The organism is Streptomyces sp. NBC_01351 (genome assembly GCF_036237315.1).
In the GTDB taxonomy this organism is placed as follows: domain Bacteria; phylum Actinomycetota; class Actinomycetes; order Streptomycetales; family Streptomycetaceae; genus Streptomyces.
Genome location: NZ_CP108356.1, coordinates 3,665,974 through 3,683,290, shown reverse-complemented (window position 1 = coordinate 3,683,290; position 17,317 = coordinate 3,665,974). Strand labels below are relative to the sequence as shown.

Sequence of the window (17,317 nt, the reverse complement as noted above, 5' to 3'; positions counted from 1 at the left end):
TCCCGTCCGTTCCTTTCGGTGGGCCGCTCAGCCGAGCAGCGTGCCGCCCGTGGCGTCGACGAAGGAGCCGGTGATCCAGCGGGCGTCGTCGGTGGCGAGGAAGGCCACCACGTCGGCGACGTCCTCGGGCTCGCCGACCCGGTTGAAGGCGGACAGCCCCGCCATGAACTCGACGGCCTCGGGGATGTCGAACACCGGGTTGCCGTTGCGGGTGATGCCGGGCGCCACGCTGTTGATGGTGATCTTGCGCGGGCCCAGCAGCTTCGCGAAGTGCAGCGCGAGCTGCTCGACGGCGCCCTTGGTCATCGCGTAGGCGATCTCGTCCGGGTTGGCGACGTGGGTGAGCCCGGAGGAGATGTTGATGATGCGGCCGCCGTCGGGCATGTTCTTCAGCGCCCGCTGGATGAGGAAGAACGGCGCCTTCGCGTTGACCGCGAAGAGCCGGTCGAAGGCCTCGGGGGTGGTGTCCTCGGCCTTGACGCCGCCCATCACGCCGGCGTTGTTGACGAGGATGTCCAGGTCGGTGCCGCCGGTGCGCTCCCGCAGGCCGTTCTCCAGGCCGAGGAACAGCTCGTGGACGTCGCCGGCCACACCCAGCTCGGCCTTGACGGTGAAGGCCCGCCCGCCGTCCTTCTCGATGGAGGAGACGACCTGCTCGGCCGCCGACTCGTTGGAGGTGTAGTGGACGGCGACGAGCGCGCCCTCCGCGGCCAGCCGGATGGCGGTCGCCCGGCCCATGCCCCGGCTCGAACCCGTGACCAGCGCGGTCTTGCCGTTGAGCTTGCCTGCCATGCCAGTTCTCCTTGTGTTCGACGTATTGGTCGTCTTGGTCGTCACTGCGCCTGATGTCTGCGGCGTGCCGAACCACCGGGTCAGCGCCGTGGTGAGGCCGGCGGCGGAGCCGGCGGTGTCGTCGCCGGCCGCCCAGACGACGTGCCCGTCCGGCCGGACCAGTACGGCGCAGGGGCCCGGGGCCGCCGCGCTCGCGCGAACCGTCCGTACGAGCGGCGCCCAGGGCTCGGCCGCCGCGGCGAACGCCTCCGGCTCGTCCCCGCCGGGCAGCAGCAGGACGCCGCCCCCGGCGCGCAGCAGCGAGGTGCTGGTGGCCTCGCCGTCGCCGGTGGCCGGCCGCCAGTGCGGCAGCCGGCGCCCCAGCAGCGGGTGGCTGCCCGGTCCGACGTCGTAGCGGATGTCCAGGCCGGCGATCATTCCCGCCAGGTGGGCCCGTACGTCGGCGTGACCCACCAGCTCGGCCATGACCTGCCGGGCCGCGTCCACCTCGCCGGCGCCGAGCAGCAGCAGGGCCTGCGCCCGGATGTTGCTCAGCACCCGCAGGCCGACCTCATGGCGTTCGGCGTGGTAGCTGTCCAGGAGCCCCTCGGGGCCGCGCTCCTGTACCTGCGCGGCCAGCTTCCAGCCGAGGTTGACGGCGTCCTGCAGCCCGAGGTTGAGGGCCTGGCCGCCGATCGGCATCTGCTGGTGGGCGGCGTCGCCCGCCAGGAAGAGCCGGGAGTCGCGGTAGGCGGTGGCCTGCCGGGAGGCGTCACCGAAGGAGTTCACCCACAGCGGGGTCCCGCCGCTGATGTCCTCGCCCGTGACGCGCTTCCAGGTGTCGGCGATGTCCGCGAAGGACGGGGCGGAGCCCTGCGGGGCCGCACCGAACTCGTGCACCATCACCCGGGTCACTCCGTCGGGGCGCCGGGCGGCGATGGCGAGTCCGCCCTCCAGCCGCTGGAAGCGGCGGTTCGGTACGTCGATGCCGGCCACGTCGGCGCGCAGCAGTTCGCGGCTCGCGTCGACGCCGGGGAAGGCGAAGCCGCCGAGTCGGCGCACCGCGCTGTTCTCGCCGTCGCAGCCCACCAGGTACGAGCCCCGGAAGGAGGCGGTCGTCCCGTCCGGGCGCCGCGTCTCGGCATCGACGTGCTCCCCGGTCACGGTCAGTGCGGTGAGCTCGTGGCCGCGCCGGACGTCCGCGCCGAGGTCCTGCGCCCACTGACCCAGCAGCTCCTCCATACGGGTCTGCGGGACCTTCCACTGCCCCGGGTAGGGGCCGGGCAGCGTGAGGTCGAGCGGGATCCCCCCGAAGTGCCCCATGACGTCCTGGGGCACCTCGCCGAGCTGCGCGAGCAGGCCGCGGCCGTCGAGGATCTCCATGGTGCGGGCGTGGAGGGTGGACGCCCGCGATTCCGTGGTCGGCTCGGTCAGCTTCTCGAGGACCACCACGTCCGCACCCGCGAGGCGCAGCTCGCCCGCGAGCATCAGCCCCACCGGTCCGGCGCCGACCACGATCACCTGGGTGCGTGTGATGTCCCCGGCCACGGTCAGACCGCCTTGGCTTCCGCGTACGCCTTGGCGTGGCCGAGCGTGGCGCGGCTGTTGGTGCTGAGCGCGGTGCGCACGTACTCCTTGGCGCAGCCGACTTCCGCCTCCGGGCCCAGGATGCGGGCGATGTTCGCGGTGTTGATGGTCACCGTGTGCTGGGAGGACGCGGCGACGCCGTTGTCGTTCTCCGCGAAGGTCCAGTAGCCGGTGTGCAGGGTCATCAGCGCCGGCAGGGTGACCTGCTTGTAGGCGATCTTCTGGTGCGGGAAGGTCACCCGGTACGACTTGGTGGTGTGCACCGAGCCGTCCTTGGCGCGGGTGTCCATCTCCAGGGTCTGCAGACCCGGGACGTCCTCGTCCAGGCGGACCTTGGCGACGTGCGGGAGGCGCTCCTCCCACCGGTCGGCCTCGTTGATGAAGTCGTACACGTCCTTGGCGGAGCCGTTGATCTGCACCGTGTCCTCGAAGGAGAAGGTCAGGTCCTCGGCGGCGTACGCCAGTTCGACGTTCTGCTTCAGTGCGGCCAGTTCGGAGCGCGAGTTGCGGTCGACGGCCTCCTCGATCCACGCCAGGCCCTCGGGGTCGTCGTCGATCGCCCGGTAGTCGTGCAGCAGTCGGACCCGGGAGACCTCCGGGTCGACGGTCTCGACGATCCAGGTGCCGCCCATGGAGGCGATCGGGGGCGTGGAGACCTCCTGGCGGAAGGTGATCGTCAGGTTCTCCGGGTCGAGGGTGCGCCGCGAGGTCCAGTTCTTCGGCTCACCGTTGGCGGTGGCCCAGATGCGGATGCGCTCGGTGCCCTCGCCCCGCTCCACGTGGTCGACGTAGACCGTCGGCGGGAAGATCTGCGGCCAGTTCTGCACCTCTGCGATCAGCCGGTAGACGGTGGCGGGGGGCGCCGAGATCGTGATCTCGTGCTCCACCTCGCGCAGGCCGGGCTGCGACATGCTCATGCTCCTTGGGATTCGGGTTCGTTACGGCGGTCGGCGGGCCGGCTCTAGAAGTTGCCGAGGCCGCCGCAGACGTTGAGTGCCTGCGAGGTGATGGAGGCGGCGGTGTCCGACGCCAGGTAGCCGACCAGGCCGGCGACCTCCTCCGGGGTGGAGTAGCGGCCCAGCGGGATCTTGGACTGGAACTTCTCCAGAATCGTTTCCTCGGAGGCGTTGTACGCGGCCGCGTAGCCCTGCCGCACGCGCTGCGCCATCGGCGTCTCGACGTAGCCGGGGCAGACCGCGTTCACGGTGATGCCGGTGGGCGCCAGCTCGTTGCCCAGCGCCTTGGTGAAGCCGACCACGCCGTGCTTGGAGGCCGAGTACGGGGCGCCGAGGACGACACCCTGCTTGCCCGCGGTCGAGGCGATGCTGATGATGCGGCCGCGGTCCTTGTGCCGCATGCCACCGGTGTTGAGCACCGCGTGGGTCATCCGGAAGACGCTGTTCAGGTTGGTGTCGATGACGTCGTGCCAGAGGCTCTCCTCGATGTCGGCGGTGACGCCGCCGCCACTGCGCCCGGCGTTGTTCACGAGCACGTCCACCGGGCCGAACCGGTCGACCGCGGCCTGGACGAACGCGATGGCCTCGTCCGTGGAGCGGACGTCGAGGGTGGTGCCGTCGACGTCCAGGCCCTCGGTCTGCAGCTCCTTGACGGTCTCGGCGACGTTGTCGGCGTTGCGCGCGCCGATGAACACCTGGTGGCCCGTGCCGGCCAGAAGGCGGGCCACGGCCAGCCCGATCCCACTGGTACCGCCCGTGACGAGGGCGACCCGCTTGTCCTGCTGCGACATGTCTCAGTACTCCAAGATCCGGAAGAAGAAGGGGGGAGGGGGGTGCCCCTATGAGTTTGGTCAAGCTGATGGGGCGGGTTGGGGTTCGTAGAAGGTGCCGTCTCGGAGCATGGCGAAGAGGACGTCGGCTCGTCGTCTTGCGAGGCAGAGGAGGGCTTGGGTGTGGTGTTTGCCCTGGTTGATCTTCTTGTCGTAGTAGGCCCGGGAGACCGGGTCGGCGAGAGCGGCGAACGCGGAGAGGAAGAAAGCCCGTTTGAGCTGCTTGTTTCCGCGTCGGGACGGTTGCTCGCCCCGGATCGACGAACCGGAACTGCGGGTCGTCGGGGCGAGACCGGCGTAGGCGGCGAGGTGGGCCGCGGACGGGAACGAACTGCCGTCACCGACGTCGATGAGAATGCGGGCTCCGGTCCTGACGCCGATTCCCGGCATGGACGTCAGGACCTTGGAAAGAGGGTGGTTCTCCAGCACTTCCTCGATCCGGGCGGCGAGGAGTTTTCGCTGGTCAAGCACCGCCTGGAGAGAGTTGGCGAGGCTGGGAACGATCAATGCGGCCGCGTCCGTGCCCGGGACGACGACGGTCTGCTCGTCCAGCGCGGTGAAGATGTCCTCGACGAGCCGCTCGGCCATCCGCGGCGCCTTGGGACGTATCAAGGTCACGAGCCGACGGCGTCCGGCCTTGCGGATCTGGGCCGGAGAACCGAACTGGTCGAGGAGCTTGAGCACGGCCGGGTGCTGCACTCGCGGGCCCAGGACCCGTTCCAGCGACGGATGGATCTGCGTGAGAAGGCCGCGGAGGCGGTTACTGATCCGGGTTGCTTCGCCGGCGAGGTCGTCGTCGAAGCCGACGATCATCTCCAACTCGGCGATGGTCTCTTCCTCGAGATCGACCGAGCGGAGCGTGTGGGGCATGACGCGGGCCGCGTCCGCGATCACGAACGCGTCGCGGGCATCGGTCTTGGCCTCGCCTGGATAGAGATCGGCGATCCGCCTCATCGTCAGCCCCGGCAGATAGGCCACCGGGCAGCCCAAGTCACGGGCCACCGCCAGTGGCAGAGCGCCGATCGAGGCCGGCTGGTCGACCACGACCAGCACGGTCCCGTGCTTGGCCTGGAGTTTTCCGAAGACCTCGCGGAGCTTGGGCTCGCTGTTGGGCAGCCGCTTGTCGAAGGCCTTCTTCCCGGCCGGGGTGACGGCGGTGGCGTGGTGTTCGCCCTTGCCGACGTCCAGGCCGAGGAAGGCGCCGATGCCGCTGATGTCGATCACGTGCGTCCTCCGGTCGTCCTCTTCGCCCGGCCGTCCCACGGCACCGATCGCCACATCCACATTACGAAGAGCCTCCCGACCTGCGGAAAGGCCGGTGGTCATGCCCCTAATCAGCGGTCTGTCGATGCCTCCGGAGCCGGTGACACCACCCCCCAAGACATGCGATCGACAGGGGGGAGAAAGTCATGCCAACTCCAGAGGCCGGGCGCCCCGTTGCGGGGCAACCAAAACGGTAATGGGGGAGGGGCGGCTCAGGCGGCGACGAGCTCGTCGAGGTAGACGTTGATCGCCGCGACCAGCGCCCGCGGGGTGCGGTTGTCCGCGAAGATGTCGTCGTCCAGCGAGATGCCGTACTCGCGCTCGATGCGGCCGCCGGTCTCCAGCAGCGCCAGCGACTCGTAGCCCAGCTCCTCGAAATCGGCGTCGAGGATGTCGCCGTTCAGGTCGACGCCCTCACCGGCGCCGGCGCCCTCGAGGAGGATGCGCTTGAGGTCCTCGGCGGTGAACTCCTGCTTGGACATGTGTGGTTCCTCGTCTCTCGTTGATGTGCTCAGTGCTCAGTGCTCAGTGCTCGGTGCTCGGTGCTCTGCTCGGTGCTCGGCCGGCGGTCAGCGCGGGGCGCGCACCAGGACCGCGGAGTTGAAGCCGCCGACGCCGCGCGCCAGTACCAGGGCGCTGCGCAGCGAAGCGGTGCGCGCCTGCCCGGTCACCAGGTCCAGGGCGTACTCGGGGGACAGCTCCACGTTGGTGGTGGGCGGGATCACGCCCTCGCGCATCGCGAGGACCGCGGACACCACGTCCACCGGCGCGGAGCCGGAGTACAGGCGGCCGATCATCGTCTTCGGCGCGGTCACCGGAACCCCGCGCGGACCGAAGACCGCGGTGATCGCGTCGGCCTCCTCGCGGTCCAGCCGCGGGGTGCCGGCCGCGTCCGCGAACACCACGTCCACGTCACCCGGTTCGGCGCCCGCGTCGGTCAGCGCCACTTCGATGGCGCGGCGCAGCCCCGGCTCGCGGCCGCTGCCCGGCTTCGGGTCGAAGGTCGACCCGTACCCGGCGATCTCGCCGTAGATGTTCTGCGCACCGCGGGCGCGCGCCGTCCTCTCGTCCTCCAGGATCAGCAGCGCACCGCCCTCGCCCGGCACGTAGCCGTTGGCCGCCCGGTCGAAGGGCAGGTACGCGCGTTCCGGCTCCTCGCTGGTGGAGAGCCGGCCGCCGGCGATCTGTGCGACCCAGCCCCACGGGCAGATCGACGCGTCGAAGCCGCCGGAGAAGATCAGCTTGCTGCCCTTGCGGATCTGCCGCCGCGCCTGCGCGATGGCGTCCAGGCCGCCCGCGTGGTCGGAGACGACCACACCGGAGGGGCCGCGCATCCCGTTGCGGATCGAGATCTGGCCGCTGTTGACGGCGTAGAACCAGGCGAAGGACTGGTACGCCGAGACGTACTGGCTGCCCTGGCTCCACAGCTTCTTCAGCTCGTTCTGGCCGAACTCGAAGCCGCCCGAGGTGGAGGCGGTCACGACACCCATCTCGTACTCGGGGATGTCGCCCGGCTTGACGCCGGCGTCCTCGAAGGCGCAGTCCGCGGCGACCAGCGCGAGGCGGGTCATCCGGTCGGTCTGCGGGATCAGCCGGCTCGGCAGGTGCTCCTCGGCCGCGAACTCGCGGATCTCGCCGGCCAGCTTCGACGGGTACGGCGACGGGTCGAAGTGGGTGATCCGGTCGATGGCGTTCTTGCCGACGCGGGTCGCCGCCCAGAAGTCGTCGACGCCCAGCCCGTTGGGGCTGGCGATGCCGATGCCGGTGATCACTGCCTTGGCGCTCATGACGCGCTCCTCTCAGGACGGGCCAGCACCATCGCGCTCTGGAACCCGCCGAAACCGCTGCCGACCGTCAGGACCGCGTCCGTGCGATGGTCGCGGGCGACCAGCGGGACGTAGTCGAGGTCGCACTCCGGGTCCGGGGTGTGCAGGTTCGCGGTGGGCGGCACCACGTTGTGCTCCATCGCCAGCACCGAGGCGGCGATCTCGATCGAACCGATGGCACCCAGCGAGTGGCCCACCATCGACTTGATGGAGCTGACCGGGGTGCGGTACGCGTGGTCGCCGAGGCTCAGCTTGAACGCGGCGGTCTCGTGCCGGTCGTTCTGCTTGGTGCCCGAGCCGTGCGCGTTGATGTAGTCGATCTGCTCGGGGTTCATCCGCGACTCCTCCAGCGCCACCCGGATCGCCTCGGCCATCTCGCGGCCGTCGGGACGCAGGCCCGTCATGTGGAAGGCGTTGCAGCGCGAGGCGTAGCCGGCGATCTCCGCGTAGATGTGCGCACCGCGCTTCTTCGCGTTCTCCAGCTCCTCCAGCACGAACACCGCGGAGCCCTCGCCCAGCACGAAGCCGTTGCGGGTGCTGTCGAACGGCCGCGAGGCGTGCTCGGGGTCGTCGTTGCGCGGGGTCGTCGCCTTGATCGCGTCGAAGCAGGCCATGGTGATCGGCGAGATCGGCGCGTCCGTCGCACCGGCGATCATCACGTCGGCCGTGCCCTCGCGGATCAGCTCGACGGCGTGGCCGACCGAGTCCAGGCCCGAGGTGCAGCCGGTGGAGACCACCGTGGCCGGACCCTCGGCGCCGACCGCCCAGGCCACCTCCGCCGAGAAGGAGCTCGGCACGAAGTGGTTGTACAGGTGCTGCGGCGCGTACGTGTGGTCGACCAGGTCGAGCCGGCCGTCGTTGCTGACCACGCGGTACTCGTTGTCGAGCGCGGTGGTCGCGCCGACCGCGCTGCCGATGGTGACACCGGTGCGGTGCGGGTCGAAGCCCGCCAGGTCCAGGCCGCTGTCCGCGAGCGCCTCGCGGGCGGTGACCACGCCGAACTGCGCGGCGCGGTCCATGCGGCGGATCTCCTGGGGCGTCAGCCCGTGCAGCTCCGGGTCGAAGTCGACCTCGGCCGCGATCCGGGAGCGGAAGGAGGAGGGGTCGAAGAAGGTGATGCCACGGGTCGCTGTGCGGCCTTCGCTCAGCAGACTCCAGAAGTTCTTGGCACCGATGCCTCCCGGTGCCAGCACACCGACACCGGTGATCACTACACGGCGGCCCACGAGTGGTCGCCTCCCATCATGTCGTCGTGAGACGGCTTCACTTCGAAGCCGTCCAGTCGTAGAAGCGGGTGGCCATCGCATCGGCCGGGGACCGCCAGGTCAGCGGGTCGTACGCCTCGATGAACGGCTTCAGGTCCTGGCTGATCTGCACGAAGCGGGGATCCGTCTTCGCTTCCTCGATCAGCTCGCCGCCGTTGTCGGTGTCGAAGTCCTGGAGGTGGAAGTACAGGCCGTTGTACGAGAACAGCTGGCGGCGCCGGGTACCCATGCGGTGCGGCATCTCGCTCTGGTCGAACTCCCCGAAGAGCTTGGCGACCTCGACGCTGGACTCCACGTCCATCCGGGCCACGATCAGGGTGCTGTGCATGTCTTCTCTCTTCCGTGGGTCAGCAGGCCAGCGGGTCAGCGCGTGGCTGCGGGGCTGAACAGGCGGATGAAGTCCGCGACACCGGACGTGATGAGCGCGTCGGTCTCGAAGTCCGGCAGTGGCAGCGCGCCGTGGAACGAGGCCTGGACGGCGCCGCCCGCGACCAGCTGGATGAAACGGCCGGCAGCGTGGCCGCTGTCGGGGATGTCGAGCAGACCGGCGTCGCCGAGGCGCTCCAGCCGGCGCGCGAGCTCGCGCTGCGCCTGCCGAGGACCGGAGGTCTGCCACATCTCCAGTACTCCGCCCGGCAGCCGGGTGATCTCGGCGCCCAGGTGCCGGACGATGGCGAAGTGCTCGGGGAAGTCGGCGAGCGGCGACAGCCACGCCCGCCCCAGTGCGGTCAGGTCCTGCTCCAGGTCGCTCACCTCGCCGAGGTGGTCCTCGGCGATCACCGTCAGTGCGGCGGCGACGGAGGCGGCGCTGTCGAGCAGGACCGAGAGCAGCAGCTGCTCCTTGTCCTTGAAGAAGTGCTCGACCGCGCCCGGCTCCAGCCCGGCCTCCTCCGCCACGATCTCGACGGTGGTGTGCGTCCAGCCCTCACGGGCGAAGACGGTACGGGCCGCCGCGACGACGGCCCGGCGCTCCTCGGCCGGACCGGCCGTGGGCCGCGCGATCGTTGCTTGAGTAGTGGCCATGACTGTGGTGCCTCCAGTTCGCTTGCTGGTCTGACTGCATCTGCGCGGGCGGACGGTCCTCAGACCGCCAGGGGCTTGCCGAACCAGCGCTCCAGGGCCATCGGCAGGTCGTGGTGGCTGCCGGGCGCGGCCCAGGCCACGTAGCCGTCGGGGCGGATCAGCACGGCGGAGGTCCCGCGCAGGCCGCTCGCCCCGGTCAGCTCGCCCGGCTCGGCGGTGACGATGTCGACGCGGTCGGCCCATCCGGCCGCACGGGCGCGCAGCCGCGCGTTGTCCTCGAAGTCCAGCAGCACGCCGCGAGCCGAGTGCAGCAACTCCCTGACCGGCTTCTGGCGCTGACCGATGGTCAGCTCCACCTGCGGCATGCGCTTGCCGAGCAGCGGGTGGCTGCCGGAGCCGACGTCGTAGGAGATCTCCAGACCGCTCACCATGGCGGCGAGGTGCTTGGCGACGTCCTCGTAGCCGGTCAGCTCGCGCAGCACGTCGCGCAGCGGCTGTACCTCCGGGCCGCTGAGGAACAGCAGGCCCTGGGCCCGGGTGTTCATCAGCAGTCGCTTGCCGACCGCGTGCCGCTCGGAGTGGTACGTGTCCAGCAGGCCCTGCGGCGCCCAGCCGTTGACCACGGCGGCGAGCTTCCAGCCCAGGTTCACCGAGTCCTGGATGCTCGTGTTCATACCCTGCCCGCCGGCCGGCAGGTGGATGTGCGCGGAGTCGCCCGCCAGCAGCACCCGGCCGCGCCGGTACTCGGTCACCTGCCGCGTGGCGTCGCCGAAGGAGCTCACCCACACCGGCTCGGCGTGCGAGATGTCATCGCCGGTCAGCCGCTTCCAGGCGTCCGCGACCTCCTGCCACTGCGGCGGGCCGGTCCGGCGCTGCGGCGGGGTGCCGCGCTCGCACACGATGATCCGGGTGATCCCGTCGGGCAGCGGACCAACCATCACCATGCCGCCGGGCAGTGTCTCCCCGATCATGCGGGGCTCCAGCTCGATGCCCTTCAGGTCGGCGAGGAACATCTCCATCGTGGCGGGGGTGCCGGGGAAGTCGAAGCCGACCGCCTTGCGCACCGTGCTGCGCCCACCGTCGCAACCCACCAGGTAGGAGGCGCGCAGGGTCTGCTCGCCCTCGGGGCCGCGTACGGCCACGGAGACGCCGTCGCCGTCGTCGTCGATCGACAGCACCTCGTGCCCGCGCCGCAGATCGGCGCCGAGGCTGACGGCCCACGCCTCCAGGTGCGTCTCGGTCACCGACTGCGGCACCGTCTTGGCGGCCTGCAGGGCCCCTTCCAGCACCGCGAAGTCGACGGGAATCCCGCCGAAGTGCCCCTGGTTGCTGGTCTCGACGTCACCGAAGCGGGGCAGGATGCCGCGCTGGTCGAACATCTCCATGGTGCGGGCTGTGAACCCGAGGCCGCGGGACTCGCCGGTGCGCTGGGCGAGGCGCTCCAGGACGATGACCTCGACTCCCGCGAGCCGCAGCTCACCGGCAAGCGTCAGGCCGGCCGGTCCCGCGCCCACGACAATCACGGCAGCGTCCATGTACCTCTCCTCGAGCATCTCAGGGTTCCTTTCAGCGGAAGCTGTTAAGGAGTCTCCGCAACAAAAGAAGCGTCCATAATGGAGCCCAATTCAAACCCCGGTGATATTTCGTCACGGGTTGGCTGGTTATCCAGCAGCGATTTGGGTTTCCTAGAGAGAAGCTAAAGGAGAGATGCCGCTACCCCTGCCCCGATGCGGCTGAATCCGTCAGTTCTTGATCTCGCAGATGGTGGCGCCGGAGGTGAGGGATGCGCCGACTTCGGCGGTGAGGCCGACGATGGTGCCGGAGCGGTGTGCGTTGAGCGGCTGTTCCATCTTCATGGCTTCGAGGACGACGATGAGCTCGCCTTCCTCGACGCGCTGGCCTTCCTCGACCGCGACCTTGACGATCGTGCCCTGCATGGGGGAGGCGAGGGTGTCGCCGGAGGCGGCGGGGCCGGACTTCTTGGCCGCGCGGCGCTTGGGCTTCGCGCCGCCTGCGGCGGCGGTGCGGGCCAGGGTCATGCCGAGGGACGAGGGGAGGGAGACCTCCAGGCGCTTGCCGCCGACCTCGACGACGACCGTTTCGCGGCCGGGCTCGTCCTCGATGTCGTCTTCGGTGTCGTCCACGGCCGGGGCCGCGAACGCGGGGATTTCGTTGACGAACTCGGTCTCGATCCACCGGGTGTGGACCGTGAAGGGGCCCTCGGCGGGTGCGAATGCGGGGTCGGTGACGACGGCGCGGTGGAAGGGGATGGCGGTGGCCATGCCTTCGATCTCGAACTCGGCGAGGGCGCGGGCGGCGCGCTGGAGGGCCTGTTCGCGGGTGGCGCCGGTGATGATCAGCTTCGCGAGGAGGGAGTCCCAGGCGGGGCCGATGACGGAGCCGGTCTCGACGCCCGCGTCGAGGCGGACGCCGGGGCCGGAGGGGCCGTTGAACTTGGTGACGGTGCCGGGGGCGGGCAGGAAGCCGCGGCCGGGGTCTTCGCCGTTGATGCGGAACTCGATGGAGTGGCCGCGCAGGACGGGGTCGCCGTAGCCGAGTTCCTCGCCGTCGGCGATGCGGAACATTTCGCGGACCAGGTCGATGCCGGCGACTTCTTCGGTGACCGGGTGTTCGACCTGGAGGCGGGTGTTGACCTCGAGGAAGGAGATGAGGCCGTCGGCGGAGACGAGGAACTCGACGGTGCCGGCGCCGACGTAGCCGGCTTCCTTCAGGATGGCCTTGGACGCGGCGTACAGCTCGGCGTTCTGGGCCTCGTTCAGGTACGGGGCGGGGGCCTCTTCGACCAGCTTCTGGTGGCGGCGCTGCAGCGAGCAGTCACGCGTGGAGACGACGACCACGTTGCCGTGGGAGTCGGCCAGGCACTGGGTTTCGACGTGGCGGGGCTTGTCGAGGTACTGCTCGACGAAGCATTCGCCGCGGCCGAAGGCGGCGACGGCCTCGCGGACGGCGGAGTCGTAGAGTTCGGGTACTTCTTCGAGGGTGCGGGCGACCTTGAGGCCGCGGCCGCCGCCGCCGAAGGCCGCCTTGATGGCGATGGGCAGGCCGTGTTCCTTGGCGAACGTGACGACCTCGTCGGCCCCGGAGACGGGGTCGGGGGTGCCGGCGACCAGGGGTGCGCCGGCGCGCAGCGCGATGTGGCGGGCGGCGACTTTGTCGCCGAGGTCGCGGATGGCCTGTGGGGGCGGGCCGATCCAGGTCAGGCCGGCGTCGATGACGGCCTGGGCGAATTCGGCGTTCTCCGACAGGAATCCGTATCCGGGGTGGATGGCGTCCGCACCGGAGTCGGCGGCGGCCTGGAGGACCTTGGAGATGTCCAGGTAGCTCGCGGCCGGGGTGTCACCGCCCAATGCGAACGCTTCGTCGGCCGCGCGGACGTGCAGAGCGTCCCGGTCCGGATCGGCGTAGACGGCTACGCTCGCGATCCCGGCGTCCCGGCAGGCCCGAGCAACGCGGACAGCGATTTCGCCACGGTTGGCGATGAGTACCTTGCGCACGACGGCTCGATTCTTCTCACGTTCGACATTTCGAGCCACCCTTCCCACGGTCGCCGTCGGAGATCAACTCCAATGGGTTCATTCCCCTGACGTTCCCCTCGCGTCATGACATTCTTTCGCCGACCTGCTTGCCCGGCGTCGCGCCGCCGAAGAGACTCCTCGTCATCCCCCCGGATCTTGGACGCAACCAATTTCGCGACGGGAGGCCGCCGGAGTTTCTCTCCGGACCCGCTCCCCGACGTTCCTTGAGGGCACTATGACTTCATATGCGCGACGCTGCGCGCAGGCAATCAATGCACTGCATTCGATCCCCTACTTCACCGCGGACCTGGGGAACGAACTCGCGCAGTTCGACGTCACCGACCCGTCGAGCATCTACCTCGCCAGCCGCGCCTCGCCGCTCGGCCGGGTGGACGCACCGGTCGTGACCGCGGTCTTCAACGCGTTCGCCCCCGGCTACATCGCGCAGCGCGTTCCCGCGCTCTGGGACCAGGTGTCGCCCGAACGCGCCGTCCTCGCACGCCAGTCCGCCGCCGGCACCGCGCTCGAACGACTCCTCGGCGCCGACACCGTGGAGTCGCCGGAGCTGGCCCATGCGGCGAAGCTCGCCGCCGAGGCGGCTGCCGGCTGTGCCTTCCCCGGCCGCCCCCTGTACGCCGCCAACGCCGCCCTCGAACAGCCCGAAACCCCGCACATCGCCCTGTGGCACGCGGCGACCATGCTGCGCGAGCACCGCGGCGACGGGCACATCGCGGTGCTCGGCTACTTCGAGCTGACCGGCGTCGAGGCCCTCGTCATCGACTGCGCGAGCAAGCACGGCATGGCCAAGGAAATCGTCATGCCGCAGCGCGGCTGGGTCGAAGCCGACTGGTCGGCCGCGCGCGAGCGGCTGCTGGCCCGCGACCTCGTGGACGCCGACGGTGCGCTGACCGCCCGGGGCGCCGCCCTGCGCGACGAGGTCGAACGCGAGACGGACCGCCTGGACCGGGCGCCGTACGCGGCCCTGAGCGGCACGGACGTCGAGACGCTGGCCACCTACGTCCACGGGCTCGTCAACACCGCGGCCCGCTCCGGGGCGTTCATCCCGCAGCTGTTGGACTTCTTCGCGCCCGACACCGACACGTGGAACAAGCGCTGACGCACCGCGCCGCCGCAACCGACGTACCGCCCCACCGCCGCACCAGACCCGAACAGAGAAAAGGATCGAATCGACCATGACGTTGTCGGCCATAGCGGGTCCCCCGACCGCACTGTTCTCCCCCGAGTACTACCAGGACCCGTACCCCACCCTGACCTGGCTGCAGGAGAACTCGCCGGTCCACCGGTTCGACTTCCCGGTCGGTGACGTCCCCACCTGGATCGTGACCCGCTACGAGGACGTCAAGACCGTGCTGGCCGACCCCCGGTTCAGCACCGAAGGCGGCACCTGGGGCAACGACGAGTTCAAGGCGGCCGGCCTGGTCGCGGCCGAGGGCACCATCCTGGAGCGCGGCATCGCCGTCGTGGACCCGCCCGTGCACACCCGGCTGCGCCGCCTGGCCATGAGCACCTTCACCACCCGTCGCGTCGAGCAGTGGCGCGAGACGGTGGCCGCCCTGGTCCAGCGCACCCTCGACGACTGCGCCCGGCGCGAGCGCTTCGACGTCATGGACGACTACGCGGGCGAGGTGTCCGCCGGCGTGCTCGGCGAGATCCTCGGCTTCCGCATCGAACGCCACCGTGAGCTGGTCGCCGCCCTCAATCAGGCGTTCCCCTCCGATCCCGCCCTCATCCACGAGGCCCCCGCCGCCTTCGGCCGGATCTGCGAGTACGCCGCCGAACTCATCGAGGACAAGCGTCGCAACCCCGGCGACGACCTGACCTCGGCCCTGATCCAGACCAGCGACGACGACGGCGACCGGCTCGACGCCGACGAGCTCGTCGGCATGGTGGCCGCCATGATCATGGGCGGCAGCGACACCGTCCGCGGGTTCATCGGCAACGCCATGCTGGCCCTGCTCGACCACCCGGACCAGGCCGACCGCCTCCGTACGTCCCCCGAACTGGCCGGCAGCGCCGTCGAGGAACTGCTGCGCTACGAGGGAGCCCTCAGCACGGCGCTCTTCCGCGTCACCACCGAGGAGACCGAACTGGCCGGCACCGTCCTGCCCGCCGGCGCCCCGGTCATCGCCGCACTGCAGGCGGCCAACCGCGACCCCCGCCACTTCACCGACCCCGAGCGCCTCGACATCGGCCGCACCGGCCCGCGCCACGTCGGCCTGGGACACGGCCTGCACAACTGCATGGGCGCGGCCCTGGCCCGGCTGGAGGGCGAGATCGCCATCCCCGCCCTGCTCCAGCGCTTCCCCGGCCTGTCCCTGGACGTCCCGCGCGACCAGCTGCGCTTCATCGACAGCTGGGCGATCCGCCGGCTGGCCGCACTGCCGGTCGTCGCCTCCGGCACGCCGCAGGCCTGACGCGCCGGTCCGGGCGGCCGCGTACGAGCCGGCCGCCCGAGCCATCCACACGAGACCTCAGGGCAAGGAGAGCCACCATGCGAGCCACCGCGCAGGTCGACCGGACGCTGTGCCTCGGCGCAGGAATGTGCGAGGTGATGGGCCCCGACCTGTTCCGGCTGGACCACGACGGCATCGCCGTCGAGCAGTCGGACGACACCGGCGAGGCGGACCGCCTCGAACTGCTGCAGGACATCGCCGACTGCTGCCCGACCGGTGCCATCACCGTGGTCACGACCGATGAGTAGGACAGAAGTGCGCGAAGCAATGGACACGGACACGGACACACATACGGACGTCATCGTCGTCGGCGCGGGGCCCGCTGGCCTCATGCTCGCCGGCGAACTGCGGCTCGCCGGCGCCGAGGTCATCGTCCTGGAGAAGGAGAGCAGCCCCAGCGCCGAATCCCGCGGCATGGGGTTCACCGCGCGCACCCTGGAGGTGTTCGACCAGCGCGGGCTGCTCCCCCGGCTCGGCGAACTGAAGCGCTCACCCGGAGGCCACTTCGGCAGCGTGCCGGTCGACTTCGCGGTCGGGGACGGCGAGCACGCCAGCGTCACCGGCATCTCGCAGGCGCGCACGGTGAGCGTGCTGGCGGAGTGGGCCGCGGAACTCGGCGCCGACGTCCGGCGTGGCCACGGGGTGACCGGTTTCACCGACACCGGCGAGCACGTCGAGGTGCAGGTGCGGACCCCGGAGGGGGAACGGCGCCTGACGGCCCGCTACCTGGTGGGCTGCGACGGCGGCCGCAGCCTCGTACGCCGGGCGGGCGGCTTCGACTTCCCCGGCACCGACGCCACCGCGGAGCTGCTCCTCGCCGACGTCAAGGACTTCGAACTGCCCAAGCTGTGGTCGGGCGCACGCCGCCCGGGCGGCATGCTGCTGGCCGCGCCCCTGGGTGCGGACATGATGCGCGTCGTCGTCTTCGAGCACGGGCGCCCCTACCGGCAGCGCACCGAACGGCCGTCGTTCACCGAGGTCGCCGAGGCCTGGAAGCGGGTCAGCGGAGACGACATCTCCGCCGCCACCCCGGTGTGGGTGAGCTCGTTCTCCGACGCGGCGCGCCAGGCGAGCGAATACCGGCGCGGCCGGGTGCTGCTGGCCGGAGACGCCGCGCACATCCACCTGCCCGCCAGCGGACAGGGCATGAACGTGAGCATCCAGGACGCAGTGAACCTCGGCTGGAAGCTCGGCGCCGTCCTGGCCGGCCGCGCGCACGAGGACCTCCTGGACACCTACCACGAGGAACGCCACCCGGTGGGCGCGGAACTGCTGAAGAACACCCGGGCCCAGGCCACGCTGTTCCTCGGCGGCGAGGAGATGCAGCCGCTGCGCGAGATCCTCACCCGGGTGTTCGGCGACGACACGGCCGCCCGCCACCTGGCCGGACTGGTCAGCGGTCTGGACATCCGCTACGACCTGACCGCCCTCGGCGACCACCCGCTGCTCGGCATGCGGATGCCCGACACCCACCTGGTCCTGGCCGACGGCCGCCAGACCACCACCACCCGGCTGCTGCACCCCGCTCGCGGCCTGCTGCTGAGCCTCGGGAACGACCCCGAGCCGGCGAAGACCGCCCAGGCCTGGGGCGACCGGGTGCAGGTGGTCCGCGCCCGCGCCGCCCGCCCCGCACAGCCGGGCGAACCGGCCGCCGCCGAGGCCCTGTTGATCCGGCCCGACGGATACGTGGCCTGGGTCAGCGGAGACGGAGACCTCGCCAAGGCCCTGCACCGCCACTTCGGCGATCCCGGCGAGTGAACCGCTCCCGACCCGATGCCCCCTCGCA

Annotated in this window: 15 protein-coding genes; 4 read left to right on the top strand and 11 right to left on the bottom strand. The window is 70.7% G+C overall.

Features of this window, described 5'->3' with window-relative positions; all coding sequences use genetic code 11:
* Positions 1–27: 27 nt before the first annotated feature.
* From OG625_RS16750 to OG625_RS16700, 11 genes are all read right to left on the bottom strand, one after another.
* Entirely contained in the window at positions 28–2,319 is a 2,292-nt protein-coding gene (locus tag OG625_RS16750) for an SDR family oxidoreductase (RefSeq protein WP_329381174.1), read from the bottom strand.
* Between the two features lie 2 nt (positions 2,320–2,321).
* Entirely contained in the window at positions 2,322–3,269 is a 948-nt protein-coding gene (locus tag OG625_RS16745; protein WP_329381172.1) for an aromatase/cyclase, read from the bottom strand.
* Between the two features lie 50 nt (positions 3,270–3,319).
* On the bottom strand, positions 3,320–4,105 hold the full coding sequence (fabG, locus tag OG625_RS16740) for a 3-oxoacyl-ACP reductase FabG (RefSeq protein ID WP_329381170.1): 786 nt from the start codon (positions 4,103–4,105) through the stop codon (positions 3,320–3,322).
* 60 nt (positions 4,106–4,165) lie between these two features.
* Entirely contained in the window at positions 4,166–5,368 is a 1,203-nt protein-coding gene (locus OG625_RS16735) for an IS110 family transposase (RefSeq protein ID WP_329381168.1), read from the bottom strand.
* 251 nt (positions 5,369–5,619) lie between these two features.
* Positions 5,620–5,889, bottom strand: coding sequence for an acyl carrier protein (locus OG625_RS16730; protein ID WP_329381166.1), 270 nt, complete (start codon positions 5,887–5,889; stop codon positions 5,620–5,622).
* An 87-nt stretch (positions 5,890–5,976) separates the two neighbouring features.
* A complete protein-coding gene (locus OG625_RS16725) occupies positions 5,977–7,194 on the bottom strand; it encodes a ketosynthase chain-length factor (protein ID WP_329381163.1) in 1,218 nt (405 codons plus the stop codon).
* Positions 7,191–8,459 (bottom strand): beta-ketoacyl-[acyl-carrier-protein] synthase family protein, encoded by a 1,269-nt coding sequence (locus OG625_RS16720; RefSeq protein WP_329381161.1) that lies wholly within the window; start codon positions 8,457–8,459, stop codon positions 7,191–7,193. The genes OG625_RS16725 and OG625_RS16720 overlap by 4 nt, the downstream gene beginning before the upstream one ends.
* Positions 8,460–8,496: 37 nt before the next feature.
* Positions 8,497–8,826, bottom strand: a complete 330-nt coding sequence (locus OG625_RS16715; protein ID WP_329381159.1) for a TcmI family type II polyketide cyclase — start codon at positions 8,824–8,826, stop codon at positions 8,497–8,499.
* Positions 8,827–8,861: 35 nt separating this feature from the next.
* Positions 8,862–9,521: a TetR/AcrR family transcriptional regulator gene (locus OG625_RS16710; RefSeq protein ID WP_329381157.1), complete on the bottom strand. Its 660-nt coding sequence runs from the start codon at positions 9,519–9,521 to the stop codon at positions 8,862–8,864.
* 59 nt (positions 9,522–9,580) lie between these two features.
* Positions 9,581–11,056, bottom strand: a complete 1,476-nt coding sequence (locus tag OG625_RS16705) for an FAD-dependent monooxygenase (protein ID WP_329381155.1) — start codon at positions 11,054–11,056, stop codon at positions 9,581–9,583.
* Positions 11,057–11,263: 207 nt separating this feature from the next.
* Positions 11,264–13,036 (bottom strand): acetyl/propionyl/methylcrotonyl-CoA carboxylase subunit alpha, encoded by a 1,773-nt coding sequence (locus OG625_RS16700; protein ID WP_329381153.1) that lies wholly within the window; start codon positions 13,034–13,036, stop codon positions 11,264–11,266.
* 256 nt (positions 13,037–13,292) lie between these two features.
* On the opposite strand from OG625_RS16700, the gene OG625_RS16695 reads away from it, so the two are divergent.
* The 4 genes from OG625_RS16695 (at position 13,293) to OG625_RS16680 (ending at position 17,289) form a co-directional block, all read left to right on the top strand.
* Entirely contained in the window at positions 13,293–14,174 is an 882-nt protein-coding gene (locus OG625_RS16695; RefSeq protein ID WP_329381151.1) for an SCO6745 family protein, read from the top strand.
* 76 nt (positions 14,175–14,250) lie between these two features.
* Positions 14,251–15,492 (top strand): cytochrome P450 family protein, encoded by a 1,242-nt coding sequence (locus OG625_RS16690; RefSeq protein ID WP_329381149.1) that lies wholly within the window; start codon positions 14,251–14,253, stop codon positions 15,490–15,492.
* A gap of 77 nt (positions 15,493–15,569) precedes the next feature.
* Positions 15,570–15,779, top strand: a complete 210-nt coding sequence (locus OG625_RS16685; RefSeq protein ID WP_329381147.1) for a ferredoxin — start codon at positions 15,570–15,572, stop codon at positions 15,777–15,779.
* A gap of 19 nt (positions 15,780–15,798) precedes the next feature.
* On the top strand, positions 15,799–17,289 hold the full coding sequence (locus tag OG625_RS16680; protein ID WP_329381145.1) for an FAD-dependent monooxygenase: 1,491 nt from the start codon (positions 15,799–15,801) through the stop codon (positions 17,287–17,289).
* The last annotated feature ends 28 nt before the right edge of the window (positions 17,290–17,317 follow it).